Below are 26,075 nucleotides of genomic sequence, written 5' to 3'. Positions count from 1 at the left end.
TATTCATCAACGAGTGCCCACACAGATTGATAGGTTTAAATTGTTAAAGAGCTTTTCCTTTTTGAGCTTCGCTCAAATCGGACGGCCATTTTAGCGATTTAAGTTTTAGTGTCAACCACTATTTTCAAAACTTTTTTCAAGCGCTTAGCTTGGCTAATTTGACCTGCTGATTCGTTTTGGTTTCTGTTGAAGCCATCCCGTGTCAGCGAGGTGGCATTATAGAGATTTCGATCACACTGGCAAGCCCTTTTTGAAGTTTTTCTCGTTTTTTTATTCGTTCGATTAAAAAGAACTCAAAACGCCTCAAAAGTAGGCTTTTCTATTACATCTCTTGCAGTTTCCTAGAGAATAAAGAGACTTTTTCCCAGTTTGTGTACTCAACTTCCTTGGTTGTATCCGTTTCTCCACCTGTCATATTCATAATGAAGCGAATCATGGTTTTATCGAACCAGTTATAACGAGGGTAATAGAGAGCCCCCGCGAATACACCGATCAAAGTAGGTTGCCACGGTGACTTGAGAAGAAATTTCTTAATATAAGCACTACCTTCAGGAGTATCTTTACCTTGGTCTTCTTTACGAGCCGTTAAGTTAACGCAGAAGAAAGCGACCTTGTTTGATTGCAACTGAGCAAGATTGGCATCAATAAACTGGTATAGCTTCTTATTAAGGTGGCCGTAACGAATAGATGCACCAATCAACACTCTGTCGTATTGAGCAAAGTCGACACTAGTAATAGTGTGCAGATCTTGAAGCTCACATTCGAACTCATTCATTTCTTCTTTTATATAGTTCAAGATTTTCTTGGTCTGCCCTTCACGGCTTGAATACAAAAATAGAGCTTTTGCCACAATGTTGTCCTTAGCTACGCCAAAACGTAGGGGTCAATAAAATTAATAAGGTGAATATCTCTAAACGACCAAACAGCATAGATACGATCAACACCCACTTAGCCTTGTCATTCACATCGCCGAAATGCATTGCCACTTCACCTAAGCCCGGGCCAAGGTTATTCAATGTTGCCGCTACGGCAGAGAAAGCACTCAGCTCATCCATGCCAGTTGCAATAAGAGCCAACATGCAAACCACAAAAACCAGAGCGTATGCAGAGAAAAAGCCCCAAACCGCATCCACGACACGTTGTGGCAGTGCAGAACCGCCAACCTTGATGGTATAGACAGCACGCGGGTGAACAAGACGCTTCATTTCACGAGCACCTTGCAGAGTAAGCAATAAGATTCGAATGACCTTCATACCACCGCCCGTTGAACCTGCACAGCCCCCTATAAAAGAAGAGAACAGAAGCAGAACAGGTAAGAACAATGGCCACTCGGAGAAGCCAGTAGTGGTGAAGCCTGCTGTCGTAGATATAGATACTGTTTGGAACAAGGCTTGATCAAAGGCATCGTAATACGAGTCATAAGAGTGGTGATTAAGCAGTAATAAGAAACAAACCAAGAACAAGACCGCCTGAATAAAGATAAAGGCGCGGAATTCAGGATCTTTCCAATAATACTTAGGATGCACACCACCAGAAGCAAATGCAGCAAAGTGAAGCGAATAGTTACATGCGGATATAAGAAGGAACACGACTGTAATCATGTTGATCGCAGGGCTATTGAAATACCCCATGCTCGCGTCGTGAGTCGAGAAGCCACCAATCGCAATAGTAGAGAAGCTATGACTGATGGCATCAAAGAAGCTCATCCCAGCAAGCCAAAACGCTACTGCACAAGCAATCGTTAGACTCAGATAGATGTACCAAAGCGCTTTTGCCGTTTCAGCAATACGCGGAGTCATCTTACTATCTTTTACTGGACCCGGGATTTCAGCACGATATAGCTGCATACCACCGATACCCAGAACAGGGAGGATGGCTACCGCTAATACGATGATACCCATACCACCGAACCATTGTAGGAACTGACGGTAAAACAGAATCGCCTTAGGCAGATCATCAAGGCCAACAATCACAGTCGCGCCGGTGGTAGTTAATGCAGAGAAGGATTCGAAGAAAGCGTCGGTTACCGACACATTGGGGTTATCGGCGATCAAAAACGGCAGCGCACCCGCACTACCGATTACCGTCCAAAACAGAACAACAATCAAAAAGCCATCACGCGCTTTCAATTCATGCTTATAACGTCGGTTTGGAAACCAGCAAGTTGCTCCACAAAATAAGAGAACGAAGAAGGTCGTCACAAATGGCACACCCGCACCATCTCGATAGATCAGTGCGACGAGCGCAGGAGCAAGCATTGATACACTAAAAAGTGCTAATAATAATCCGACGATTCGAATAATTGAGCGAAATTGCATGAGCTATTGAACGAAGCGAAATGCTTCACACTTCCTAGTTGTCTTTGACTTTCGTTACCAGTGCCTTAGCACCGCTTTTATTGATCATGGTTTGGGTAAACGCATCTACCTGAAGGAGCTCTATTTCAATAATAAGCTCAACTTGAACACCATAATCCGCTTGGACCTCAACAGCCTGATGCTGAGCCATGATGGATTGTGCGATCGGCACAAAGCCATAGTCTAACTCTAGCCGTAATTTTGTGGTTATTTTTTTCTCGATAGTTTGAAGCAGCTTGAGAGCTTGTTGTACGCCACCACCATAAGCCTTAACCAAACCACCTGTACCAAGCTTGATTCCGCCAGAATAACGAGTGACTACAGCCGCTAACTCGCCAACACCAGAACCAGACAGTTGCGCCAAGATAGGCTTACCCGCTGTACCTGATGGTTCACCATCATCACTGAACCCCCAAAGCATTGAGTCTTCAGGTCGACCAGCAACAAAACCCCAACAGTTATGTCGTGCTGAAGAATGCTCTTTTTTCACCTGCTCTACGAACTGTTTTGCAGCTTCTACACTTGGAGTATGAGCAAGATGCGTAATAAAGACGCTCTTTTTTATCTCTTCTTCAAACAGAGCCGACGCAGAAGGTATTAAATAAGGCTGTTCATTCATATCGTTAACTTAGTTAATAAGAGCGACGAAGTGTATCACGCGTGAATAATAAGGGTTAGAGGATCTGTGCTATCGCACAATGTTAAACAATTGTTTAAAAAATGTATTGAAATTAATCAAGCAGAGGTACAGACTAAGATAACTGGTCTTACCAGGTATTCTACAATAATAGAAAGATAACAAGATTCTCTCAAACAATCGTGGATTGTATGTCATGGAGATAGACAATGATTTACCAAGCTAACACCCTACAGGTAAAGGAATTACAAGATGGTATTGCGGAATTAAGCTTCTGTGCACCAGCCTCTGTAAACAAACTCGACCTTGCTACTTTAGAATCACTAGACAAAGCGTTAGATGCTCTTAATGCTCACGCAGGATTACGTGGTTTAATCTTAACTTCAAACAAGGACGCGTTCATTGTAGGCGCAGACATCACTGAATTTCTTGGCTTATTCGCTAAGCCAGAAGCAGAACTTGATGAATGGTTAAGATTCGCTAATTCAATCTTCAGCAAGCTCGAAGACCTTCCTGTCCCAACTCTTTCAATGATGCGTGGCCATGCCCTTGGCGGCGGCTGTGAATGTGTACTCGCTACTGATTTCCGTATCGGTGACAAGACCACCAGCATTGGCCTACCTGAAACCAAACTCGGCATCATGCCTGGTTTTGGTGGTTGTGTGCGCCTACCTCGTGTTATCGGTGCTGACAGCGCAATGGAAATTATCACGCAAGGCAAAGCATGCCGTGCAGATGAAGCGCTTAAAGTTGGCTTGTTAGATGCGATTGTTGAAACAGACCAGTTACTAGAATCGGCAATCAACACCGTTTCTCTGGCTGCTAATGAAAAATTAGACTGGCAATTACGCCGCAAACAAAAAACATCAGCATTATCGCTAAGCAAACTCGAAGCGATGATGAGCTTTACCATGGCTAAAGGCTTAGTTGCTCAAAAAGCAGGGCCTCACTACCCAGCTCCGATTACTTCTGTGATTGCAATTGAAGAAGCAGCACGTAGCGATCGCGATGCAGCACTCGACATCGAACGTAAACACTTCGTTAAGCTAGCAAAATCTGAAGAAGCGAAAGCTCTGGTTGGCCTGTTCTTAAATGACCAATACATTAAAGGCTTAGCAAAACAGGCTGGTAAATCTGCCAACAAAGCGACTGAACGTGCTGCAGTACTTGGTGCTGGCATCATGGGCGGCGGTATTGCTTACCAGTCTGCATTGAAGGGCGTGCCAGTGATGATGAAAGACATCGCACAGGCGTCTCTTGATCTTGGTATGAACGAAGCTTCTAAGTTGTTGAATAAACGCTTATCACGCGGTCGCCTAGATGGATTCAAGATGGCAGGCATTTTGTCTTCTATTACTCCAAGTCTGCATTATGCAGGTGTTGAGCAATCAGATGTGATTGTGGAAGCCGTTGTAGAAAACCCTAAAGTAAAAGCAGCAGTGCTGAGTGAAGTGGAAGGTCTCGTGGGTGAAGACACAGTTCTTACATCAAACACCTCAACAATTCCGATCAACCTGTTAGCGAAATCTCTAAAACGCCCAGAAAACTTCTGTGGCATGCACTTCTTTAACCCAGTGCACCGTATGCCTTTGGTTGAGATCATCCGTGGCGAGCATACTTCAGAAGAAACCATTAATCGCGTAGTCGCTTACGCAGCGAAGATGGGCAAATCCCCTATCGTTGTTAACGACTGCCCAGGCTTCTTCGTTAACCGTGTACTTTTCCCTTACTTTGGCGGTTTCAGCATGTTGCTACGTGACGGCGCTGACTTCACCAAGATCGATAAAGTGATGGAGCGTAAGTTCGGTTGGCCCATGGGCCCAGCATACTTACTAGACGTTGTGGGTCTAGATACAGCACACCACGCACAAGCAGTAATGGCGCAAGGTTTCCCTGAGCGTATGGGTAAAGAAGGTCGTGATGCGATTGACGCGCTTTATGTTGCTGAAAAATACGGCCAGAAGAACGGCAGCGGTTTCTACACATACAGCGTAGACAAACGCGGTCGTCCTAAGAAGACCTTCTCTGAAGACATTCTTCCTATCTTGGCTGACGTATGCCAACAGCCACAAGACTTTGATGACCAGACCATTATCCAACGTGTGATGATTCCAATGATCAACGAAGTAGTACTTTGTCTAGAAGAAGGCATCATCGCGACACCGCAAGAAGCGGATATGGCACTGGTTTACGGTTTAGGCTTCCCTCCATTCCGAGGCGGCGTATTCCGCTACTTAGACAGTGTGGGTATTGGTAACTTCGTTGAAATGGCGAAAGGCTACCAAGACTTAGGTGCAATGTACCAAGTTCCTCAACTATTGCTTGATATGGCAGCGAAGGGCGAAAGCTTTTACGACAGCCAACAAGCCAGTTCTCTGTAACCCACATTTGGAAAAGGAATAGCAAAATGAAAAATGTAGTTGTTGTTGATTGCCTTCGTACCCCAATGGGACGTTCCAAAGGTGGAGCTTTCCGTCACACTCGTGCTGAAGATCTGTCTGCACATTTGATGAAAGGCATTTTAGAGCGCAACCCAGAAGTAAACCCTGTCGAAATTGAAGACATTTACTGGGGCTGTGTACAACAAACACTAGAGCAAGGCTTCAACGTTGCCCGTAACGCAGCTTTACTTGCTGGTCTACCGATTGAGATTGGTGCGGTGACGGTCAACCGTTTATGTGGTTCATCTATGCAAGCTCTGCATGATGCAACCCGCTCTATCATGGTGGGTGATGCTGAAATCTGCCTGATTGGTGGTGTGGAGCACATGGGCCACGTACCAATGAACCATGGTGTTGATTTTCACCCTGGCATGTCAAAACACGTAGCAAAAGCGGCCGGCATGATGGGTCTAACCGCTGAGATGTTAGGTAAAATGCATGGTATTAGCCGTGAAGACCAAGATGCATTCGCAGCTCGCTCACATGCTCGCGCTCAAGCAGCAACAGTTGAAGGTCGTTTCAAAAATGAAATCCTGCCAACAGAAGCTCACGCAGCAGACGGTTCACTGTTCACTCTGGATTACGATGAAGTCATTCGCCCAGAAACTACGGTTGAAGGCTTATCCCAGCTTCGCCCGGTATTTGACCCAGCAAACGGCACGGTAACAGCAGGTACTTCATCAGCTCTGTCTGATGGCGCTTCTGCAATGCTTATCATGAGCGAAGAGAAAGCCAACGCACTTGGCCTGAAGATTCGCGCTCGCGTGAAGTCGATGGCTATCGCTGGCTGCGATCCTTCAATCATGGGTTACGGCCCAGTACCAGCAACCCAAAAAGCACTTAAGCGTGCAGGCCTAACCATTGAAGACATGGGTGTGATTGAGCTAAACGAAGCGTTTGCTGCTCAATCTCTACCTTGTGCTAAAGACTTAGGTCTACTGGATGTTGTTGACGAGAAAGTAAACCTTAACGGCGGTGCGATTGCTCTGGGTCACCCACTAGGCTGTTCTGGTTCTCGTATCTCGACGACGCTAATCAACCTGATGGAAGCCCAAGACGTGAAATACGGCTTGGCGACCATGTGTATTGGTTTAGGCCAAGGTATTGCAACGGTATTTGAACGCCCATAGCGTTTACTGACTGTAATACTTGAAGGGTAATCTTTTGTGCAGCTATATTTATATAGCTGCACTTTTTATTACTTGGCATCCAACAATGCATCGATTGCGTTCAGCGGACTCAACGAGAGAAAAAACCAACCCTGACATCTATGCACAAAACGCATATATTCAATGTTGATGTTTCATTATTTTTTCTCGGATGATTCAACTAAAGTTACTTCAGTTTCCTAATATTCCTCCACGGAGCAGATCATGTTTAAAGCACTTGTACTAAACCAAGAAGACAAAAAAACTATCGCGTCAGTTTCTCAAATTGAAGAGTCTCAATTACCAGAAGGTAACGTGAAGATTGATGTTAGCTACTCTTCTTTGAACTACAAAGATGGTTTGGCGATTACAGGCAAAGGGCGCATTGTTCGTAACTTCCCTATGGTTCCTGGTATCGACCTTTCAGGTGTGGTTTCACAATCTGATGACCCACGCTACAAAGCAGGCGACGAAGTTGTTCTAACGGGTTGGGGTGTTGGTGAAGGTCACTGGGGCGGCATGGCTGAAAAAGCGAGCCTAAACGGTGATTGGTTAGTGCCAATGCCAGCAGGTCTAGACGCTAAGAAAGTCATGGCGATCGGTACAGCAGGCTTCACAGCAATGCTTTGTGTGCAAGCTATCGTAGATGCAGGCATCAAACCAGAAGACGGTGAAATCCTAGTAACAGGTGCAAGTGGCGGCGTAGGTAGCGTATCTATCACTCTACTAAACCAACTGGGCTACAAAGTGGCAGCAGTGACTGGCCGTGCTTCTGTAAACGGTGAACTACTTAAATCACTAGGCGCGACACGTATTGTAGAGCGTGCTGAACTAGAAGAACCAGCAAAACCACTAGAGAAACAACTGTGGGCTGGCGCTATCGATACTGTAGGCAGCAAAGTGCTTGCTAAAGTATTGGCGCAAATTGATTACAACGGTGCAGTTGCGATGTGTGGTCTAGCAGGTGGTTTTGACTTACCAACTACGGTAATGCCATTCATTCTGCGTAACGTTCGCCTACAAGGTGTTGATTCTGTAATGTGCCCTCGTGAAAAACGTATTAAAGCGTGGGAACAACTGGCGGAGCTACTACCAGAATCTTTCTACGCTCAAGCAACCAAAGAAGTGTCTTTAGACGGTGCAATTCAAGCAGCAGAAGACATCACTAACGGTCAAATCACAGGTCGCGTAGTCATTAAACTATAGATTCTCAAACATAAAGTTATCAAACCTTAAGCAACAGCTTTAGGCTTGGATAACCCAAAACAACAAAGGGCTGATTTTTATCAGCCCTTTTGCGTTTTTGTCATTCGGGTCAGTGAACCCAGGCTCACTCCTAGTTAACCCAAACCGACATCCGCAATCCGTTTTTGAATCAACTCACCACACTCTTCTTTTACCACTCTTCTTAACCACTGTTGTGAAGCAGAAGAATCACATCGCGAGTGCCAGATCAGTGAGTAATCAAACGGCATAAATTCAAATGGTAATGGCTTGACGACTAAGTCATAACGCTCAGCGACCAAATAAGCCAAATCAGCAGGTACAGTAATCACCAACGGCATTCTATCGACAATCGCCAATGCGGCTTCAAGGTGATAAGCACGCAACACCATTTTGCGAGGCTGTTGATTGGCTAACGCGTTGTCTAATAAAGCCTTAACACCATCACTGATCGCAATCATCGCATGCGGGAGTGAAACATAGTCTTCAAGGCTTAAAGGTTGATCCGCCAACGGGTGGTTTTTAGATAACAGACACGACACACCAACCGGCCCCAAGACTTCTTGATGAAGTGGTGCAATGCTGCCACTCGGACGACAGATCGCCATATCAACACGTTCGGTACTGAGTTGCTTAAACAAGTGCTCATGCTGCAACGGAGCAAACTCCAAAGAGATATTGGGTGCTTGTTCATAAATCTTAGGCAACGCATAAGGCAAGATGGTTTGCATCGCATAATCGGTGGTAGCGATCAGAAAACGTTCGCTGCAATAGTAAGGGTCAAAGTCACTCGGACTCAGCAATTGGCGAAAAGACTCCAAAGGCTGATCAATACGCTGACTGATCTCGAGTGCTTTCTTGGTAGGAATAAGGTGCTGACCTTGACGTGTAAACAACGGATCGTTTAGTAATTCTCTTAAACGCCCTAATACTCGACTGGTTGCGGATTGGCTTAAGTTAAGACGAAGCGCGGCCTGGCTTACGCTGCCCTCTTCAATCAATACCTTTAAAGCGACCAATAAATTAAGGTCTCTACGATAGATGTCTTCTAATTCCACGCCACTTACCTAGCTGTATACGATTGCCATTAGTCACTAAGTTGTTTATAGCATGCTTTAGATAAAAAAAATCCCGCAATTACGCGGGGAAGCCCAAGAAAATTTGGGGATAGTGTCGGAATGTTGTCGTATCGGAATTCGCTTGCTGTATTCGGGTTAGTGCTCTTGCTCTTCGGCTATGCCTTGCCAACGGCGCATCTCTACCCAAATACCAATGATCGTTGCTACTATGCCAAAAATAGGCATCAGTGAGGTCTCTGTCGATGAGCGTAGTACTAACGCACAAAAAGAAATAAAACAGAGAACCGAATAAATTGTTAATCTATCTAATCCTGTCAACATCGCCACTCCTTAGCTAGTTGCCTTTGTTTCAAGTTGTTATCAACTTGTTAACTAAGTTATAGGAAATGATTCTGTTTGCCAAGCACTTATTGCATATTTTTTCTGCAGACGTATTATTCACTCGTTAGATAGATATAGAGATACAAACCATGACATTCAAACCTGAACTGGCAACCCATACTTTAGAAGCTGAAGGCCTGCGTTGCCCGGAACCAGTAATGATGGTCAGGAAGACAATTAGAAACATGCAGGATGGCGATGTGTTACTGGTAAAAGCTGACGATCCTTCGACAACTCGAGATATTCCGAGCTTTTGTCGATTCATGGATCACCAGTTGGTAGGCCAAGCAACAGAAACGTTGCCTTACCAGTATTTGATCAGAAAGGGATTGGAGGCGTAACGCCCCACCGACTATCAAGTATCAAAAAAGCCGCTCGTACCTTATGTTCTTAAACAGAACTCAGAGTACGAGCGGCTTTTTGTTTATTCGCTTCTAGACTTGTTTTGCAGATGCTCGAGCTGATGCTGAATTTCTCGGATATCTTTGCGCATCGGAATAATATGCGCGACCCGAATCCAAGCCTCTACCGCAAGTGCAGTCATGATGATGGCACCCGCGACCATTGGCAGCCACATGTCCGTCAACACCATGCCTAATAGTGTAAGTGCAAGACCAAAAGTAAATAGATAACTTTGGCTTTGTGGAGTAATACCCATATAACGCGTCAACATAATCATGCCCTCGTGTTCTTAACTCACAAGATTAAAATATCATGACAAGTATGACAGTTATATGTCCATTCGCTCGATAAACCCCACAATACTGTAAGAGTATGACCTACAACACATTACTCTACTGATTGAGTATAATAAGACTCAATACCACCGGTTAATAGAAAGCCGCGGCGATAGCTAAACCCACGAATAACAAGGCTGTGATCTTACGAATCAGATCAAGAGGCATCTTATCCGCAGAGAGCTTACCGATGATCACCACAGGCACATTCGCCAGCAGCATACCGATCGTAGTTCCCAGAATCACCCACGCTAATGCATCCGCATATTGAGCCCCTAGGATAGAGGTCGCAATCTGGGTTTTATCACCGATCTCAGCAATAAAGAAAGCGATAAAACTGGCGACAAACGGGCCTCGGTTTGAGATCTGTTCATCGTCATCCAACTTATCCGGAATCAGAATCCACCCCGCCATCGCAATGAAACTGACCACCAGCACCCACTTTAAGACTTCAGGAGATAAGTAATCTGCGACCACAACCCCGAGCCATGCTGCAAGGGCATGATTGGCAATGGTGGCAAAGAAGATAGCCGCGATGATAGGTATCGGCTTGCGATATCGACTGGCTAATAAAAGAGATAGCAACTGAGTCTTATCACCGATCTCGGCTAAGGCGACAGTTGTAATTGAAATTGCTAAAACGCTCACGACATGCTCATTTGGGATGGAGATTATTATATTTAACCAAAGACAAACCTCGCGCCCCATCCCGGTTCACGATGCTTGTCTAAGGTCTTGCTAAGCGCCACCAAGGTGGTGGTTGCCTCGAACGCCATGATGATTTTGCATCAATTATGTTGACGAACGAACTCATTCAATAGGATATGAATAAGTAAGCTACTCCCCAAAGACCGCGAGATTTTAATCACCCACGCTTTCAAACACAAGTGTCAAACTTATCAAAATATCCACTTGTGCCGAAAAACAAACATTAAAGGCAAAAAATCCACTAAACGACATTTTAGACCACTAATTAAACAAGATTACCCCTACTCGCTTTACGAATATCTCGGTATACTCAGAAGTTATTTTTCTCATTCATTTAAAAGAATCGCGCGAACCTGACTATGCAAAAATACGATATCAAAACCTTCCAGGGAATGATCCTCGCGCTGCAGGATTACTGGGCTCAAAACGGTTGTACCATTGTTCAACCTCTAGATATGGAAGTAGGTGCAGGCACCTCTCACCCAATGACATGTCTACGAGCACTTGGCCCAGAGCCAATGTCTACAGCTTACGTTCAACCTTCTCGTCGTCCGACCGATGGCCGTTACGGTGAAAACCCTAACCGTCTGCAGCACTACTACCAATTCCAAGTAGCGCTAAAACCATCGCCAGACAATATCCAAGAGTTGTACCTAGGCTCCCTAGAGGTTCTTGGTGTTGACCCACTTGTTCACGACATTCGCTTCGTTGAAGATAACTGGGAAAACCCAACACTAGGCGCATGGGGCCTTGGTTGGGAAGTATGGCTAAACGGCATGGAAGTAACTCAGTTTACTTACTTCCAACAGGTTGGCGGCCTTGAGTGTAAGCCTGTAACTGGCGAGATCACTTACGGTATCGAGCGTCTAGCAATGTACATCCAGGAAGTAGATTCTGTTTACGACCTAGTATGGAACGTAGCACCAGACGGTTCTAACGTGACTTACGGTGACATCTTCCACCAAAACGAAGTTGAGCAATCAACGTACAACTTCGAGCACGCAGACGTAGATTTCCTATTCACTTTCTTCGACCAGTGCGAGAAAGAGTGTAAAGAGCTACTTGAGCTTGAGAAGCCACTGCCGCTTCCAGCTTACGAGCGCATTCTAAAAGCAGGCCACGCATTCAACATCCTTGATGCGCGCAAAGCTATCTCTGTAACAGAGCGTCAACGTTACATCCTTCGTATCCGCAACCTGACTAAATCAGTTGCTGAGGCGTACTACGCGTCACGTGAAGCGCTTGGCTTCCCAATGTGTAAGAAGGAAGGTAAATAATCATGGCGAAGAATTTTCTAATTGAACTGGGTACGGAAGAGCTTCCACCAACAGCACTTCGTTCTCTAGCAGAAGCCTTTGCTTCTAACTTTGAAGCGGGCCTTAAAACGGCTGAGCTTTCTCACGAAGGCATCAAGTGGTACGCAGCACCTCGTCGTCTAGCACTTAAAGTAACTGCACTGGCTGAAGGCCAAGCAGACAAAGTGGTAGAGAAACGTGGTCCTGCTGTTTCTGTGGCATTCGATGCTGAAGGCAACGCGACCAAAGCAGCACAAGGTTGGGCTCGTGGTAACGGTATTACTGTTGAGCAAGCTGACCGTCTGAAAACAGACAAAGGCGAGTGGCTTCTTTTCAAACAAGAAGTGGCTGGCAAACCAGTTCAAGAATTGGTGATGGACATCGCTGCGAAAGCACTGGCTGGCCTACCAATTCCTAAAGCAATGCGCTGGGGTAACTCAGACATTCAATTTATCCGTCCAGTGAAAACACTGACAGTACTACTAGGTGATGAGCTTGTTGAAGGCGAAATCCTAGGCGTAGCATCTGCTCGTACTATCCGTGGCCACCGTTTCATGGGCGAACAAGAGTTCACAATCGACTCTGCTGACCAATACCCTGCGATCCTAGAAGAGCGCGGTAAAGTAATGGCAGATTACGAAGCGCGTAAAGCGATCATCCTTGCTGATTCGCAAAAAGCGGCTGCTGCGGTTGGCGGTACAGCTGACCTAGAAGATGATCTTGTTGAAGAAGTAACGTCTCTGGTTGAATGGCCAGTAGTACTTACAGCGAAGTTCGAAGAAGAGTTCCTAAAAGTCCCTTCTGAAGCTTTGGTTTACACCATGAAAGGTGACCAAAAGTACTTCCCTGTTTACGATGACAACAAGAAACTACTACCGAACTTCATCTTCGTATCGAACATCGAGTCTAAAGAGCCTCGTCACGTTATCGAAGGTAACGAGAAAGTGGTACGTCCGCGTCTTGCTGATGCTGAATTCTTCTTCAACACAGACCGTAAGCGCCCGCTTATCGACCGTCTTGCTGAACTAGACCAAGCTATCTTCCAGAAGCAATTGGGTACTATCAAAGACAAAACAGGCCGCATCACAGAACTTGCTGGCTACATTGCTGAGCAAATCGATGCTGACGTTGAAAAGTCTAAGCGTGCTGGCCTACTGGCTAAGTGTGACCTAATGACATCAATGGTATTCGAATTTACGGATACTCAAGGTGTAATGGGTATGCACTACGCGACGCACGACGGTGAAGACGAGCAGGTTGCACTGGCACTTTACGAGCAATACATGCCTCGTTTCGCGGGTGACGATCTACCAAGCACTGGTATCTCTTCAGCAGTAGCAATGGCAGACAAGCTAGACACTATCGTTGGTATCTTCGGTATTGGCCAAGCACCAAAAGGTTCTGACCCATTCGCGCTACGTCGTGCATCACTAGGTGTGCTACGTATCATCGTTGAAAACGGCTACAACCTAGACCTAACAGACCTTATCGGTAAAGCGAAAGAGCTACTAGGCGACAAGCTAACCAACGACAACGTAGAAGCTGACGTTATCGACTTCATGCTAGGTCGTTTCCGCGCATGGTACCAAGATGCTGGTTTCAGCGTTGATATCATCCAAGCGGTACTAGCACGTCGTCCAACTAAGCCAGCTGACTTTGACCAACGTGTTAAAGCGGTTTCTCACTTCCGTGAACTGGAAGCAGCAGAAGCACTAGCAGCAGCGAACAAGCGTGTAGGTAACATCCTTGCGAAATTCGATGGCGAGCTACCTGCTGAAATCGATCTTGCTCTTCTTCAAGAAGACGCAGAGAAAGCGCTGGCTGAAAACGTTGAAGTAATGACAGAAGCACTAGAACCAGCATTCGCGACAGGCAACTACCAAGAAGCTCTAAGCAAGCTTGCTGATCTACGTGAACCTGTTGATGCATTCTTCGATAACGTAATGGTTATGGCTGATGACGAAGCACTTAAGAAGAACCGTCTAACGCTACTGAACAACCTACGTAACCTGTTCCTACAGATTGCTGACATCTCTCTACTGCAAAAATAAGCACAAGTGAGACAGTTACTCTAAGTCATACTCTGAGTAATTAACGGTAAACACCCAAAGGGAAGCGAAAGCTTCCCTTTTTGTTTTTGTGAACCAAGCATTTGTTTGTAGAGGTGTTATTGATTATCTGAATGAATCAGCGCTCAGACTGTAGAGGGCATTGTTTGCTATAACTGACCTGTTTATTCAGGGGAAGGGAACAATGAAAAAAACAGTACTCGCGCTTTCAATACTCGCACTCAGCGCATGCAGCCAAACCAGTGATGACAGCTTATTGCTGACGATTGATAACAACACTGTCGTATTTGAATCGACAGGAAAAGGCACTGTTATTGCTGAACAGGAACTCGCGAAAGGTAGCTATACCTTCTCTATCAGCGATACTCAAAATACCTGTGGCACCAACTATGCGCTGGCTGAAGAAAACCGCATCAAATTCAATAAACCCCTTCGCCTAGACGACTGCGCCGAGAAGTCTGAATTAGATATCAAGGTCTTTCGCGCTAACACCTATCAGTTTACGCTCAACCCACAGACCAATGAACTCACGGTTCAGATAAAGTCGAAGCAACAACAAGTTCAAAGCTTTGCCTGTCCTGTACCCAGTGATCAACCAACCACCATCGATGTTACTCAAACCTTTGATGATGGCACCGTGGTAAGAGACGCTCTTTCGGGCAAACAAGTCACAGTAACGAATGGCAGCGTCACCATGCAGCCTGCAGAAAACAGCCAAGGTGTTCTGCTGCTTGAGAAAGTAGAACCAGAAACCAAGGCAGACTTTAGTTGGGACAACGCCACGGTATACTTCGTAATGACCGACCGTTTCCATAATGGTAATCCTGATAACGACAACAGCTATGGTCGCAGCCAAGACGGACAAGATGAAATCGGCACCTTCCACGGTGGTGACTTGGCAGGCTTAACCGAAAAACTCGACTATATAGAATCGCTCGGGGCTAATGCTATCTGGATTACCTCTCCACTAGAGCAGATCCATGGCTGGGTTGGCGGCGGTGATCGCGGTGACTTCAAACACTACGGCTACCACGGCTACTACCATCAAGATTGGACCAAGCTCGATGACAACATGGGCACCGAAGACGAGCTGAAAACCTTCATCGATACTGCGCACAGCAAAGGAATTCGCGTTGTTTGGGATGTGGTAATGAACCACACCGGCTATGCGACGCTTGCCGACATGCAAGAGTTTGATTTTGGTAAGCTCAACCTAACTGATGAAGAAGCCAAACAAACACTTGGCGAAAACTGGACAGATTGGCAACCCGCTAAAGGTCAGAACTGGCACTACTTCAACAACTACATCTCTTACAGCGACAAAGAAGCGTGGGAAAAATGGTGGGGCAAAGCTTGGCTACGCAGTGATATCGGCGCCTATGACTCTCCGGGCTACAATAACCTCACCATGTCTTTGGCGCACCTGCCCGATTTTAAAACAGAGTCGACAGAGACAACCGGGCTGCCTAATTTCTATCTCAATAAGTCCACCAGCGCGACCGATGAACTCAAAACACCTCGTGACCATTTAATCACTTGGCTATCGGATTGGGTGCGCGAATATGGTGTCGATGGTTTCAGGGTCGATACCGCTAAACACGTTGAACTCGAAGCATGGGCAGAACTGAAAGAGAGCACCAACCAAGCACTTGCCGAGTGGAAGCAGAACAACCCAGACAAGGCCTTGGATGACTTACCTTTCTGGATGACTGGCGAAGTATGGGCACACAGCGTGGTCAAATCAGACTATTTTGCTAACGGCTTTGATTCGATCATCAATTTTGAATTCCAGAGCGATATCGCACCAAAGGCGCTCAAGTGCCTATCCGATCTCGATGCTGATTACCTTCGATATGCACAGAAGATCAACAACGACAGCGAGTTCAACGTACTGAGTTACCTTTCGTCTCACGACACCTCGCTATTCTGGACACAACATGGCAGTGACTTTGCAAAACAAACCAAAGCTGCAAACGCGTTGATGCTGGCTCCCGGTGCGGTACAGATCTATTACGGCGATGAAATCGCCCGAGACTTTGGCCCAACGGGTTCTGATCCAATGCAAGGCACACGCTCAGACATGCCTTGGGACCAAATCACTGGCGAACGTGCAGAGCTGCTAGAACACTGGCAAGCGCTTGGCCAATTCCGCCAACGCCACCCAGCCGTTGCTCAGGGTAAGCACATCATCCGTAACAGCAAGGGCTACTATGCGTTCGAACGCCAATACCAAGATGACAAGGTATTAGTCGTTTATACCGGTTCGAACTAAACCTTCATTAACATAAACACCAGAAACTAAAGGGGAAGCTTAGGCTTCTCCTTTTTTATTGTTAAAGGTGCGTTCAATAAGCAAGCTGTCACTCATTAACCAAACTTTATAGAAGTTTTTTACGTGTTAGAGCATTTGGCGCTATGCGTCGCAAAAACATTGCGGTATGTTCAAGGAATACACTGATGGCAGACATAAGGTCTGCCTTAATGACACGTAACAAGCAATCACAATGAATTAGGTAAAATTAGTAATGCAGTTCTCTAAGTTTGGCGAAAAGTTTAATCGATACTCTGGAATCACTCGTTTAATGGATGATTTGAATGATGGTCTGCGCACTCCTGGCGCTATCATGCTCGGTGGTGGCAACCCAGCCGCTATCCCAGCCATGCTCGATTACTTTAACCAAGCCAGTGCCGACATGCTCGCCAGTGGAGAACTCATCGCCGCCCTCGCCAACTACGATGGTCCGCAGGGCAAAGACAGCTTCATCAAGTCGTTAGCAGCAATGCTGAAAGAGACCTATGGTTGGGACATCAGCGAGAAGAACATCAGCCTGACTAATGGCAGTCAAAGTGGCTTCTTCTACCTATTCAACCTGCTAGCAGGCCAACAGCCTGACGGTTCGCACAAGAAAATCCTACTGCCGATCGCACCGGAATACATCGGCTACGGCGACGCGGGTATTGATGACGATATCTTTATCTCTTACCACCCAGAGATCGAGCTACTAGAAAACCGCCAGTTCAAATATCACGTCGATTTTGAACAACTAAAGGTTGATGACTCAGTCGCGGCTATCTGTGCATCTCGTCCAACCAACCCAACGGGTAACGTACTGACCGACGAAGAAGTACGTAAATTGGATAAACTGGCGCGTGAAAACAACATCCCACTGCTGATCGACAATGCTTACGGCCTGCCGTTTCCAAATATCATCTTTGAAGATGTCGAACCGTTCTGGAATGAAAATACCATTCTGTGCATGAGCCTTTCTAAGCTTGGTTTGCCGGGTGTGCGTTGCGGTATCGTGATTGCGAGTGAAGAAGTAACACAAGCATTGACCAACATGAATGGCATCATCAGCTTAGCGCCAAACAGCGTCGGCCCTGCGATTGCCAACCACATGATTGAAAAAGGCGATTTACTACGCTTGAGCAGTGAGGTGATCAAACCTTTCTACAAAGAAAAATCGCTACGTGCAGTTGAACTGCTACAAGAGGCTATCGATGACCCACGCTTCCGCATTCACAAACCTGAAGGCGCTATCTTCTTATGGCTATGGTTTGATGAGTTGCCGATCACCACAATGGAACTGTACGACCGCCTTAAAGCTCGCGGCGTATTGATTGTTCCGGGGGAATACTTCTTTATCGGCCAAGAAGACGAGTGGGATCATGCTCACCAGTGCTTACGCATGAACTACGTACAAGATGATGAGGCGATGCAGAAAGGCATTGCTATCATTGCTGAAGAAGTGAAAAAGGCTTACTCAGAGCAGTAATAAGAGCTTTTAGCTTACCGCAGGTCAAATACAAAAAGAGCACCTCATGAGGTGCTCTTTCACTTCTACTTCCCGATATTTTTAGCTCTAAGGAGCTAACAGTAATTAACCTTCTAGTAGGCTATTACCATTGATAGCAATCTTACGTGGTTGCATCGCTTCTGGGATTTCGCGTTCTAGGTCGATGTGAAGAAGACCGTTTTCCATGCTTGCACCTACCACTTTTACGTAGTCAGCCAGTTGGAATTTACGCTCGAAATCGCGCTCTGCGATACCTTGGTATACGAAGGTTTTCTCTGCTTCTGCTTTACGCTCACCTTTCACAATTAGCATGTTCTCTTTCTGAGTCAGATCTAATTGGTCATCAGCAAAACCAGCAACTGCCATAGTAATACGGTAGTTGTTCTCGTCTTTTTGCTCGATGTTGTATGGTGGGTAACCGCCAGAAGAGTTCTTCGATGTGTTCGCTTCCATCATGTTGAATAGACGATCGAAGCCGATTGCGTTGCGGTAAAGTGGAGTGAAATCTACAGTTCTCATAATGCTATCCTTTTAGTAAGCAATAGTCTTAGCTGCGAATTTTACTTAGATCTAACCTGTGTGTGACCCAGTAAACAGCTAAGAGATTCAATTCGCATTCCTCGGGTTTCACCTCTATTGGCGACAACGCTGGGACATGGCAATGAATCAATTTTTAAGTTGTGTGCTGCCAAAGTTATCCTCTATTGAGCGATACTTCGTTAGCGGTAATGAAGGTTCTGTTTCTTCTCTTTTGAGCAAGACAGTCATCCTCTTCATAAATAGATATGTGGTGCCACAAAGCGCTTTTCAAGCAGCTTAATTCAACTTTTTAGTTAAGAAAAACCAAACGCTGTATAAATATTACTTAATTTTAATTAACCACCATTGGTCATATCCTAATCAGGTTGAATCCTTTTTTATCGCTTTTGGTGGCAATTCTGATGTCTTCTACGCATATTTCTTACGCACTCCACTCTTACGATGCCTTAGCGCACCTCGATATCCACATCGATAAGGTGGCTCTGGTAACGGAAGGCGGCGGCCAGCGCGGAATTTTTACAGCGGGCGTGTTGGATGCTTTTCTCGAACAAGGCTTTAATCCGTTTTCATTGATGATTGGCACATCCGCGGGCTCTCTTAACCTAGCATCCTATATATGCGGGCAACATCGCCATGCTTATCGCGTCATCACAGAAGCAACAGCCAGCCCTGAATTCTTCGATACCTATAAGTTCTTACTGCAAAAGAAAGGATTAGACCTAGATTGGTTACTTGAGCAAACAGAAACAAGCTTGCCGCTCAACTGGCAGTCAGGTCATGACAATATGAAAAGTTGTCAGGTGCTTGCCTGTGCGTCCCACGCGACTCGTCACGAGCCTGCCTATTTTGACTTAGACTCACACGCTTGGCAGGACGCTCTCAAAGCCTCATGTGCGGTTCCCTTTATCAGCCCAAAGGCAATTCAAGCTAATGATGAAGAATGGCTTGATGGTGGCATTGCCGCCCCGATCCCTGCACAAGAAGCCTATAAGCGGGGTTATAAACATATTGTGGTGATTCGGACAGTTCCTATCTCAACGTCTTTTGATCACCGCTGGATGTGCAAATACAGTAAGTTGTTAGGGAAAACAAAAGCTAAAGCGATGATTGAGCTGTTACTCAAGCACGAAGCCCATTACCGCGCGACTCAAGACTTTCTGAGTAACCCGCCAGAAGATGCGACCATCTATGAGATTCACCCAGACAAAGCGCTGCACTCTACATTGCTGGGAAGCCCACAGCATGCACTTGAACATGACTACGAAGTAGGACTTTTATCCGGAAAGTACTTCCTCGCCACGGCGGGTCGTCATATCGAACTGGCATAAAAAAGCACCGCCAGTGGGCAGTGCTTTTATGGTTTTGAGTTTCTTTATTGCTAAAGAAATCTATACATCAAGGTTAGCAACCTTCAATGCGTTCTCTTCGATGAAGTTACGACGAGGTTCAACTTGGTCACCCATTAGCGTCGTAAACAACAGATCAGCACCAACAGCATCTTCAATTGTTACTTGCATCATACGGCGAGTTTCAGGATCCATTGTGGTTTCCCAAAGTTGATCAGGGTTCATCTCACCTAGACCTTTGTATCGCTGTAGGCTTAGACCACGACGAGACTCTTTCACTAACCAGTTCAGAGCATCAACGAAGCTAGAAACTTCTTGAGTACGCTCACCACGCTTAATGTAAGCACCTTCTTCAATCAAGCCATCAAGTGCTTCAGAAAGGTCCGCTAGCTTACCAAACTCTTTAGAGTTAATAAGATCGATGCTCAATACGTGTTCATGAGTCACACCATGAGTACGAACCACAATCTTAGGAACGCTTAAGCCTAGCTCTTCGTGTTTTTCAACTTCAAGACTGTATTGGCTCGCACCTACTTCTTTCGCGTTTAGCTGCTCAACAAGCTGCTTACCCCAAGCTTCAACTGCCGCGTCATCATGACACTGCTCAGCCGTTAGACGAGGAACGTAAATCAGTTCGTGAACCAATGCGCGTGGGTAACGGCGGCTCATACGATCAACAAGCTTGATGCCTGCATTGTATTGCTGAACAAGCTTCTCTAAACCTTCACCTGCAAATGCTGGCGCTTCAGGGTTTACGTGCAGTTCTGCGTTGTCTAAAGCCAAAGATACTTGATACTGGTTCATCGCATCTTCATCTTTAATGTACTGCTCTTGCTTACCTTTCTTCACTTTGTAAAGTGGCGGTTGAGCAATGTAGATGTAGCCGCGTTCAATCAGCTCTGGCATTTGACGGTAGAAGAACGTCAGTAGCAGGGTACGGATGTGAGAACCATCGACATCGGCATCGGTCATGATGATGATGTTGTGGTAACGCAGTTTATCTGGGTTGTATTCGTCACGGCCAATACCACAACCAAGAGCTGTGATTAGCGTTGCTACTTCTTGAGAAGACAGCATTTTATCGAAACGTGCTTTCTCTACGTTAAGGATTTTACCTTTCAGCGGCAGGATTGCTTGGTTCTTACGGTTACGCCCCTGCTTAGCTGAACCGCCAGCAGAGTCTCCTTCCACAATATATAGTTCAGACAGTGCAGGATCTTTTTCCTGACAGTCAGCAAGTTTACCTGGAAGACCCGCTAAATCTAATGCGCCTTTACGACGAGTCATTTCACGAGCTTTACGCGCTGCATCACGAGCACGTGCTGCATCAATAATTTTAGAACAAACTGTTTTCGCTTCACCTGGGTTCTCAATCAGGAACTCAGACAACTTCTCACCCATTGTAGATTCAACGGCAGACTTCACTTCTGAAGAAACCAGCTTATCTTTAGTTTGGCTTGAGAACTTAGGATCTGGCACTTTAACAGAAACAATCGCCGTCAGACCTTCACGAGCATCATCACCAGAGGTCGCAGTCTTCGCTTTCTTAGAGAAGCCTTCCTTGTCCATGAAGCTGTTCAGTGTACGCGTTAGCGCCGCACGGAAACCTGCTAAGTGAGCACCACCATCGCGTTGAGGGATGTTGTTGGTGAAACAGTAGATGTTTTCTTGGTAGCCGTCATTCCACTGCATCGCAACTTCAACGGTAATACCGTCTTCGCGCTCAGAGTTAAAGTGGAAGATTTTTTGGATGATTGGCGTTTTGTTGGTATTAAGGTGTTCAACAAACGCTTGGATACCGCCTTCGTATTCGAAGTGATCCATTTTGTCTTCTTCGCGCTCGTCAATTAGCTTAATTGATACACCTGAATTCAAGAATGATAGCTCACGTAGACGCTTAGCTAAAATGTCGTAATGGAACTCGATGTTAGTGAAGGTTTCTTCACTCGGCCAGAAACGAATCTCTGTACCTGTTTTATCCGTGTCACCGATAACCGCTAGTGGCGCTTGAGGCTCACCGTGGCTGTAGGTTTGAGTGTGGATTTTGCCACCGCGGTGGATAGTAAGAGTAACTTGCTTAGAAAGTGCGTTAACTACTGAAACACCAACACCGTGCAGACCACCAGATACCTTGTACGAGTTATCATCGAACTTACCACCAGCGTGAAGAACCGTCATGATTACTTCGGCTGCAGATACGTTTTCTTCTGGGTGTAATTCTGTTGGAATACCACGGCCGTCATCGCTCACAGACACAGAACTATCTTCATGGATAGTTACAATGATGTCATTACAGTGACCAGCTAGCGCTTCATCAATAGAGTTATCTACCACCTCAAAAACCATGTGGTGCAGACCGGTACCATCATCCGTGTCGCCAATGTACATTCCAGGACGCTTACGTACCGCATCCAGACCCTTCAGTACTTTAATACTCGATGAATCGTAATTATCTGACATAGTTACTCTCTGACTAATTATCCTTGCTCTATTTTGCCATGTTCCACATGAAACATCCTGCTATTTTCGTCATGCATATCTGCAATCTGATCAGCGGTAATAGAGCTTACAAAAACTTGAGCCTGGGTCGCCTTTAAACACTCAGCAAGACGTGCTCGGCGTTGGCTATCTAATTCGGAAGCGAAGTCATCTATCAAATAGATGCACTGCTTACCTGTCATTTGAGTGAGGTGTTGCCCTTGTGCTACTCGTAGCGCGCACACCATCAACTTCAATTGACCTCGTGACAAGACATCTTCCACTGGAGTGCCGTTCACTTTTATCTTCAGATCCGCTTTGTTTGGCCCACTAAAGGTGTAACCAAGCTGCTGATCCCTTTCAAAATTCTTTTCTAATATCTCGGCGTATGGGGTGTCTTTGTCCCAGCCGCGATAGTAGTTAATCTTTATCTCAAACTCAGGAAGAAAGGTCGCACAGATCTCTTCGGCGACTTCTTTGAGCTGATCAACGTAGGTGGCACGCCACTGACTGATGCTTTCTGCTAAACGGGCCAATTCTTGGTCCCAATAGCTCAGCTCTCGATAGTGAGTTGCCGTTTTCAATAAGGCGTTTCGCTGCTTATTGAGGCGCTTTACCCTGCCCCACGCATCATAAAAGCCCGACTCACTGTGGAAGACTCCCCAATCAATGAATGCTCGGCGATGCTTAGGTCCATCGGTTAGTAAATCAAACCCTTCAGGGTGAATCAACTGCAAAGGTAAGACTTGAGCTAACTGAGCCAACTTTTGCCCAGTTTGACCGCTTATTTTAACCTCTGTCGTGCCATCGCGCTGCTTATTAATGCCAATTGGCAGCTCAAATTGATCCGAGGTCATAAAACGGCCATGTACAAACAGCTCACTACACTCGTTTTGTATGATACGACCGGTAAGTGAACTCTTGAATGAGCGACCATGTCCGAGCAGATACACCGCTTCAAGGACGCTGGTTTTGCCGCTTCCGTTAGCCCCTATAAGAAAGTTAAAGCCTGATGACGGTTGAATGTCACAGGCTTCAATATTTCTAAACTGCTTAACGATTAAGCGCGATAAAGGCATAACGTCTTCATATTAATCTTCAATCACGACTCGGTAGGTCAACATAGGGCAGCTTATAAGCGAATTGGCATAACAACGTACATCGCGCTGTCATCTTGTGCGTTCTCGATAAGAGCACTCGCATTGGCGTCTGACATTGAGATACGAACCTGTTCACAACGCAGTGTGTTCAGAACATCCAATACGTAGCTTACGTTGAAGCCAATCTCTAATGCGTCACCGTCGAAGTTAACATCGAGTACTTCTTCCGCTTCTTCTTGCTCTGGGTTGTTCGCGGTAATACGCATCTCGCTATCAGCAAGGTTAACGCGAACACCACGGAATTTTTCATTCGATAGAATCGCAGCACGAGAAAATGCTGAACGTAATTCATCACAGCCAGCTTCAAGTGTCTTGGTGGTATTTTGCGGCATTACGCGGCGATAATCAGGGAAACGACCATCAACAAGCTTAGAAGTGAAGACATAGTTGTTCACTTCAGCTCGCACGTTAGAGTTACCAATTTGCAGTGTTACTGGCTGTTCAGGTGCATCCAATAGCTTCACTAGCTCTTGAACACCTTTACGAGGAACAATGATCTGCTTCTGAGCAAAATCGGCACCCAGTTGTGCTTGAGATACTGCCATACGGTGACCATCGGTCGCTACGCTGCGCAGGATAGAACCTTCAATCTCAAACAACATACCGTTGAGGTAATAACGAACATCTTGGTTCGCCATTGAGAATTGTGTTTTCTCGATAAGACCGCGAAGTTCAGCTTGTGTCACTGACACTTCAACTTCACTGCTCCAATCTTCAATATTTGGAAAATCTGCCGCAGGTAATGTTGCTAATGAGAAGCGGCTACGACCTGAACGAACCTGAATACGGTCACCATCCAATACCACAGTGATCACTGAGTTATCTGGCAATCCACGGCAGATATCTAGGAATTTACGTGAAGGTACGGTAATGCTGCCCGCTTCGAAATCACCTTCAAGCGTTACACGGCTGATCAGTTCAACTTCTAGATCCGTCGCTGTCATCGACAACACGTTATCTTCTACTTTAATCAGTAGGTTTCCTAGAATTGGAAGCGTTGGCCTGCCACCGAGTGCGCCAGATACTTGTTGTAATGGCTTAATCAGGTGACTACGTTCAATGGTAAATTTCATATCTTGCTCTTACGGTCTAAATGGCACTGCGTAATAGTACGTGGCCAAGATTCTGCTTATTAAGGTTAAGAATACTGTGTATTAAGAAGAAAGGGTACGAATCAAGTTCGAATAATCTTCTTTAATGTCGTGGCTCTCTTCACGCAGCTGAGCAATCTTACGACAAGCATGCAGTACCGTCGTGTGGTCACGACCACCGAATGCATCGCCAATCTCAGGCAAGCTGTGGTTTGTTAGCTCTTTCGCCAGTGCCATCGCCAATTGACGTGGACGAGCAACAGAACGAGAACGACGCTTAGACAATAGATCAGCGACTTTGATTTTGTAGTACTCGGCTACTGTCTTTTGAATGTTATCAATAGTGACCAGTTTTTCTTGCAGTGCAAGTAGGTCACGCAGTGCTTCACGCACGAAGTCGATCGTGATCGGGCGGCCAGTGAAGTTTGCATTCGCAATAACACGGTTCAATGCGCCTTCCAGCTCACGAACGTTAGAGCGTAGACGCTTCGCAATAAAGAACGCTACTTCATCCGCAAGGTGAATTTGGTGGTCTTCGGCTTTCTTCATCAAGATCGCAACACGCGTCTCAAGCTCTGGTGGCTCAATCGCTACTGTCAAACCCCAGCCGAAGCGAGATTTAAGACGATCTTCTACCCCGTTGATCTCTTTTGGATAACGGTCAGACGTTAGGATGATCTGTTGGTTGCCTTCAAGCAGCGCGTTAAAGGTATGGAAGAACTCTTCTTGAGAACGCTCTTTATTAGCAAAGAATTGGATGTCATCGATAAGCAATGCATCAACACTACGGTAGTAGCGCTTAAATTCTTCGATCGCGTTGTTTTGTAGGGCCTTTACCATATCCTGAACAAAACGCTCTGAGTGCATGTAAACCACTTTCGCATTCGGCTTATTATCAACAATGGCGTTACCCACCGCATGCAACAAGTGCGTTTTACCTAAACCTGTGCCGCCGTATAGGAACAACGGGTTGTAGGCTGTACCTGGATTATCAGAAACCTGACGTGCCGCAGCCAAACCCAGTTGGTTCGACTTACCTTCAACAAAGTTATTGAACTTATGTTTTGGGTTCACGTTTGAGCGGTGATTCAAGTCAACCGCGACAGGCTCTTCATCACGCCAGATATTATGGACAGGCTTGCGAGCTTGTAATTGCGCAGGTGCTGATGACTCAGCGGCCACATCAGCTGCAGTACGAGCCTGAGTCGGTGCCGGTGTCGTAGGCTTTGGTGCAATCACACGCTTGCTTCCCACTTCAAAATGAAGATGTGGGATATCGTTACCGCAATATTCTTGCAGCAGACGGTTAATGCTATTTAGATACTTATCACGAACCCAATCGAGTACGAAACGGTTCGGTGCAAATAGAGTTAGAGTATTGTCATTGAGTTCCGCTTGTAACGGACGAACCCACATACTGAATTCTGTAGCTGGTAACTCTTCTTGAAGCTGTTGCAAACACTGCAACCAAAGCGAAGATGACACGGTGCCCTCACTCTATTTAAAGTAATATGAAATGACCGCTAATTTTACCTGTTGATAAGTCAGATCACCAGCAATTGATCACAGATCCAGTGAATAAGATCC

General features: G+C 45.9%; 21 protein-coding genes and 1 riboswitch. Of the genes, 9 read left to right on the top strand and 12 right to left on the bottom strand.

Features of this window, described 5'->3' with window-relative positions; all coding sequences use genetic code 11:
* Window positions 1-322: 322 nt before the first annotated feature.
* From hemG to AB6E85_RS22545, 3 genes are read right to left on the bottom strand one after another with little or no spacing between them, the layout of a single operon-like run.
* Window positions 323-850, bottom strand: a complete 528-nt coding sequence (gene hemG, locus AB6E85_RS22555) for a menaquinone-dependent protoporphyrinogen IX dehydrogenase (protein WP_372144332.1) — start codon at window positions 848-850, stop codon at window positions 323-325.
* Between the two features lie 10 nt (window positions 851-860).
* On the bottom strand, window positions 861-2,318 hold the full coding sequence (locus tag AB6E85_RS22550) for a TrkH family potassium uptake protein (RefSeq protein ID WP_017077285.1): 1,458 nt from the start codon (window positions 2,316-2,318) through the stop codon (window positions 861-863).
* A gap of 34 nt (window positions 2,319-2,352) precedes the next feature.
* Window positions 2,353-2,976 carry a YigZ family protein gene (locus AB6E85_RS22545; RefSeq protein ID WP_372144331.1) on the bottom strand — a complete coding sequence of 208 codons (624 nt, stop codon included), beginning with the start codon at window positions 2,974-2,976 and terminating at the stop codon, window positions 2,353-2,355.
* Window positions 2,977-3,203: 227 nt separating this feature from the next.
* Between AB6E85_RS22545 and fadB the strand changes: the two genes are divergently transcribed.
* The 3 genes from fadB to AB6E85_RS22530 all read left to right on the top strand — a co-directional run bounded on the left by fadB (window position 3,204) and on the right by AB6E85_RS22530 (window position 7,789).
* Window positions 3,204-5,375 carry a fatty acid oxidation complex subunit alpha FadB gene (gene fadB, locus AB6E85_RS22540; protein WP_048611252.1) on the top strand — a complete coding sequence of 724 codons (2,172 nt, stop codon included), beginning with the start codon at window positions 3,204-3,206 and terminating at the stop codon, window positions 5,373-5,375.
* Window positions 5,376-5,401: 26 nt separating this feature from the next.
* Entirely contained in the window at window positions 5,402-6,565 is a 1,164-nt protein-coding gene (gene fadA, locus AB6E85_RS22535; RefSeq protein ID WP_017058821.1) for an acetyl-CoA C-acyltransferase FadA, read from the top strand.
* Window positions 6,566-6,808: 243 nt separating this feature from the next.
* Window positions 6,809-7,789, top strand: a complete 981-nt coding sequence (locus tag AB6E85_RS22530) for an MDR family oxidoreductase (RefSeq protein WP_019825590.1) — start codon at window positions 6,809-6,811, stop codon at window positions 7,787-7,789.
* Window positions 7,790-7,923: 134 nt separating this feature from the next.
* Here the strand turns inward: AB6E85_RS22530 and AB6E85_RS22525 are convergent, their stop codons facing one another.
* Both AB6E85_RS22525 and AB6E85_RS22520 read right to left on the bottom strand, forming a co-directional pair.
* On the bottom strand, window positions 7,924-8,865 hold the full coding sequence (locus AB6E85_RS22525) for a LysR family transcriptional regulator (protein ID WP_004736673.1): 942 nt from the start codon (window positions 8,863-8,865) through the stop codon (window positions 7,924-7,926).
* Between the two features lie 156 nt (window positions 8,866-9,021).
* Window positions 9,022-9,207: a hypothetical protein gene (locus AB6E85_RS22520; RefSeq protein WP_004736674.1), complete on the bottom strand. Its 186-nt coding sequence runs from the start codon at window positions 9,205-9,207 to the stop codon at window positions 9,022-9,024.
* A 149-nt stretch (window positions 9,208-9,356) separates the two neighbouring features.
* Between AB6E85_RS22520 and tusA the strand changes: the two genes are divergently transcribed.
* A complete protein-coding gene (gene tusA / locus AB6E85_RS22515) occupies window positions 9,357-9,608 on the top strand; it encodes a sulfurtransferase TusA (protein WP_004736675.1) in 252 nt (83 codons plus the stop codon).
* Between the two features lie 83 nt (window positions 9,609-9,691).
* Here tusA and AB6E85_RS22510 read toward each other — a convergent pair whose 3' ends face one another.
* Together AB6E85_RS22510 and AB6E85_RS22505 are read right to left on the bottom strand one after the other, a co-directional pair.
* Window positions 9,692-9,946 carry a hypothetical protein gene (locus AB6E85_RS22510; protein WP_017058818.1) on the bottom strand — a complete coding sequence of 85 codons (255 nt, stop codon included), beginning with the start codon at window positions 9,944-9,946 and terminating at the stop codon, window positions 9,692-9,694.
* A 151-nt stretch (window positions 9,947-10,097) separates the two neighbouring features.
* A complete protein-coding gene (locus tag AB6E85_RS22505; RefSeq protein WP_017058817.1) occupies window positions 10,098-10,652 on the bottom strand; it encodes a TMEM165/GDT1 family protein in 555 nt (184 codons plus the stop codon).
* Window positions 10,653-10,686: 34 nt separating this feature from the next.
* Window positions 10,687-10,862, bottom strand: a riboswitch (yybP-ykoY riboswitch).
* A gap of 209 nt (window positions 10,863-11,071) precedes the next feature.
* Between AB6E85_RS22505 and glyQ the strand changes: the two genes are divergently transcribed.
* The 4 genes from glyQ (at window position 11,072) to AB6E85_RS22485 (ending at window position 17,852) form a co-directional block, all read left to right on the top strand.
* Window positions 11,072-11,989: a glycine--tRNA ligase subunit alpha gene (gene glyQ, locus AB6E85_RS22500; protein ID WP_017058815.1), complete on the top strand. Its 918-nt coding sequence runs from the start codon at window positions 11,072-11,074 to the stop codon at window positions 11,987-11,989.
* A gap of 2 nt (window positions 11,990-11,991) precedes the next feature.
* A complete protein-coding gene (glyS, locus tag AB6E85_RS22495) occupies window positions 11,992-14,058 on the top strand; it encodes a glycine--tRNA ligase subunit beta (RefSeq protein ID WP_372144330.1) in 2,067 nt (688 codons plus the stop codon).
* 202 nt (window positions 14,059-14,260) lie between these two features.
* The gene (locus AB6E85_RS22490) at window positions 14,261-16,348 is read left to right on the top strand and encodes an alpha-amylase (protein ID WP_372144329.1); all 2,088 of its coding nucleotides are present in this window, start codon (window positions 14,261-14,263) and stop codon (window positions 16,346-16,348) included.
* Window positions 16,349-16,601: 253 nt separating this feature from the next.
* On the top strand, window positions 16,602-17,852 hold the full coding sequence (locus tag AB6E85_RS22485) for a valine--pyruvate transaminase (RefSeq protein ID WP_048618375.1): 1,251 nt from the start codon (window positions 16,602-16,604) through the stop codon (window positions 17,850-17,852).
* A 105-nt stretch (window positions 17,853-17,957) separates the two neighbouring features.
* Here AB6E85_RS22485 and AB6E85_RS22480 read toward each other — a convergent pair whose 3' ends face one another.
* Window positions 17,958-18,392 (bottom strand): Hsp20 family protein, encoded by a 435-nt coding sequence (locus AB6E85_RS22480; protein WP_009848140.1) that lies wholly within the window; start codon window positions 18,390-18,392, stop codon window positions 17,958-17,960.
* A 422-nt stretch (window positions 18,393-18,814) separates the two neighbouring features.
* On the opposite strand from AB6E85_RS22480, the gene AB6E85_RS22475 reads away from it, so the two are divergent.
* A complete protein-coding gene (locus AB6E85_RS22475; protein ID WP_372144328.1) occupies window positions 18,815-19,741 on the top strand; it encodes a patatin family protein in 927 nt (308 codons plus the stop codon).
* A gap of 60 nt (window positions 19,742-19,801) precedes the next feature.
* Here the strand turns inward: AB6E85_RS22475 and gyrB are convergent, their stop codons facing one another.
* From gyrB to dnaA, 4 genes are all read right to left on the bottom strand, one after another.
* Window positions 19,802-22,219 carry a DNA topoisomerase (ATP-hydrolyzing) subunit B gene (gene gyrB, locus AB6E85_RS22470; protein WP_048611241.1) on the bottom strand — a complete coding sequence of 806 codons (2,418 nt, stop codon included), beginning with the start codon at window positions 22,217-22,219 and terminating at the stop codon, window positions 19,802-19,804.
* 17 nt (window positions 22,220-22,236) lie between these two features.
* Window positions 22,237-23,316 (bottom strand): DNA replication/repair protein RecF, encoded by a 1,080-nt coding sequence (gene recF / locus AB6E85_RS22465; RefSeq protein ID WP_019825571.1) that lies wholly within the window; start codon window positions 23,314-23,316, stop codon window positions 22,237-22,239.
* A gap of 53 nt (window positions 23,317-23,369) precedes the next feature.
* Window positions 23,370-24,470: a DNA polymerase III subunit beta gene (gene dnaN, locus AB6E85_RS22460; RefSeq protein WP_017058809.1), complete on the bottom strand. Its 1,101-nt coding sequence runs from the start codon at window positions 24,468-24,470 to the stop codon at window positions 23,370-23,372.
* An 81-nt stretch (window positions 24,471-24,551) separates the two neighbouring features.
* The gene (gene dnaA, locus AB6E85_RS22455) at window positions 24,552-25,973 is read right to left on the bottom strand and encodes a chromosomal replication initiator protein DnaA (protein ID WP_372144327.1); all 1,422 of its coding nucleotides are present in this window, start codon (window positions 25,971-25,973) and stop codon (window positions 24,552-24,554) included.
* Window positions 25,974-26,075: the final 102 nt, after the last annotated feature.

It is taken from the genome of Vibrio sp. 10N.247.311.51 (assembly GCF_041467855.1).
Lineage (GTDB): Bacteria > Pseudomonadota > Gammaproteobacteria > Enterobacterales > Vibrionaceae > Vibrio > Vibrio coralliirubri.
The sequence above is the reverse complement of the archived record's forward strand: the minus strand, read 5'-3'. Positions and strand labels throughout refer to the sequence as shown.

What these genes read in the sequence shown, in the direction of transcription:
- AB6E85_RS22550 (WP_017077285.1), bottom strand. Translation starts at nt 2,318, where the DNA reads ATGCAATTTCGCTCAATTATTCGAATCGTCGGATTATTATTAGCACTT.
- AB6E85_RS22545 (WP_372144331.1), bottom strand. Translation starts at nt 2,976, where the DNA reads ATGAATGAACAGCCTTATTTAATACCTTCTGCGTCGGCTCTGTTTGAA.
- fadB (WP_048611252.1), top strand. Translation starts at nt 3,204, where the DNA reads ATGATTTACCAAGCTAACACCCTACAGGTAAAGGAATTACAAGATGGT.
- fadA (WP_017058821.1), top strand. Translation starts at nt 5,402, where the DNA reads ATGAAAAATGTAGTTGTTGTTGATTGCCTTCGTACCCCAATGGGACGT.
- AB6E85_RS22530 (WP_019825590.1), top strand. Translation starts at nt 6,809, where the DNA reads ATGTTTAAAGCACTTGTACTAAACCAAGAAGACAAAAAAACTATCGCG.
- AB6E85_RS22520 (WP_004736674.1), bottom strand. Translation starts at nt 9,207, where the DNA reads ATGTTGACAGGATTAGATAGATTAACAATTTATTCGGTTCTCTGTTTT.
- tusA (WP_004736675.1), top strand. Translation starts at nt 9,357, where the DNA reads ATGACATTCAAACCTGAACTGGCAACCCATACTTTAGAAGCTGAAGGC.
- AB6E85_RS22510 (WP_017058818.1), bottom strand. Translation starts at nt 9,946, where the DNA reads ATGATTATGTTGACGCGTTATATGGGTATTACTCCACAAAGCCAAAGT.
- glyQ (WP_017058815.1), top strand. Translation starts at nt 11,072, where the DNA reads ATGCAAAAATACGATATCAAAACCTTCCAGGGAATGATCCTCGCGCTG.
- glyS (WP_372144330.1), top strand. Translation starts at nt 11,992, where the DNA reads ATGGCGAAGAATTTTCTAATTGAACTGGGTACGGAAGAGCTTCCACCA.
- AB6E85_RS22490 (WP_372144329.1), top strand. Translation starts at nt 14,261, where the DNA reads ATGAAAAAAACAGTACTCGCGCTTTCAATACTCGCACTCAGCGCATGC.
- AB6E85_RS22485 (WP_048618375.1), top strand. Translation starts at nt 16,602, where the DNA reads ATGCAGTTCTCTAAGTTTGGCGAAAAGTTTAATCGATACTCTGGAATC.
- AB6E85_RS22480 (WP_009848140.1), bottom strand. Translation starts at nt 18,392, where the DNA reads ATGAGAACTGTAGATTTCACTCCACTTTACCGCAACGCAATCGGCTTC.
- AB6E85_RS22475 (WP_372144328.1), top strand. Translation starts at nt 18,815, where the DNA reads ATGTCTTCTACGCATATTTCTTACGCACTCCACTCTTACGATGCCTTA.
- gyrB (WP_048611241.1), bottom strand. Translation starts at nt 22,219, where the DNA reads ATGTCAGATAATTACGATTCATCGAGTATTAAAGTACTGAAGGGTCTG.
- recF (WP_019825571.1), bottom strand. Translation starts at nt 23,316, where the DNA reads ATGCCTTTATCGCGCTTAATCGTTAAGCAGTTTAGAAATATTGAAGCC.
- dnaN (WP_017058809.1), bottom strand. Translation starts at nt 24,470, where the DNA reads ATGAAATTTACCATTGAACGTAGTCACCTGATTAAGCCATTACAACAA.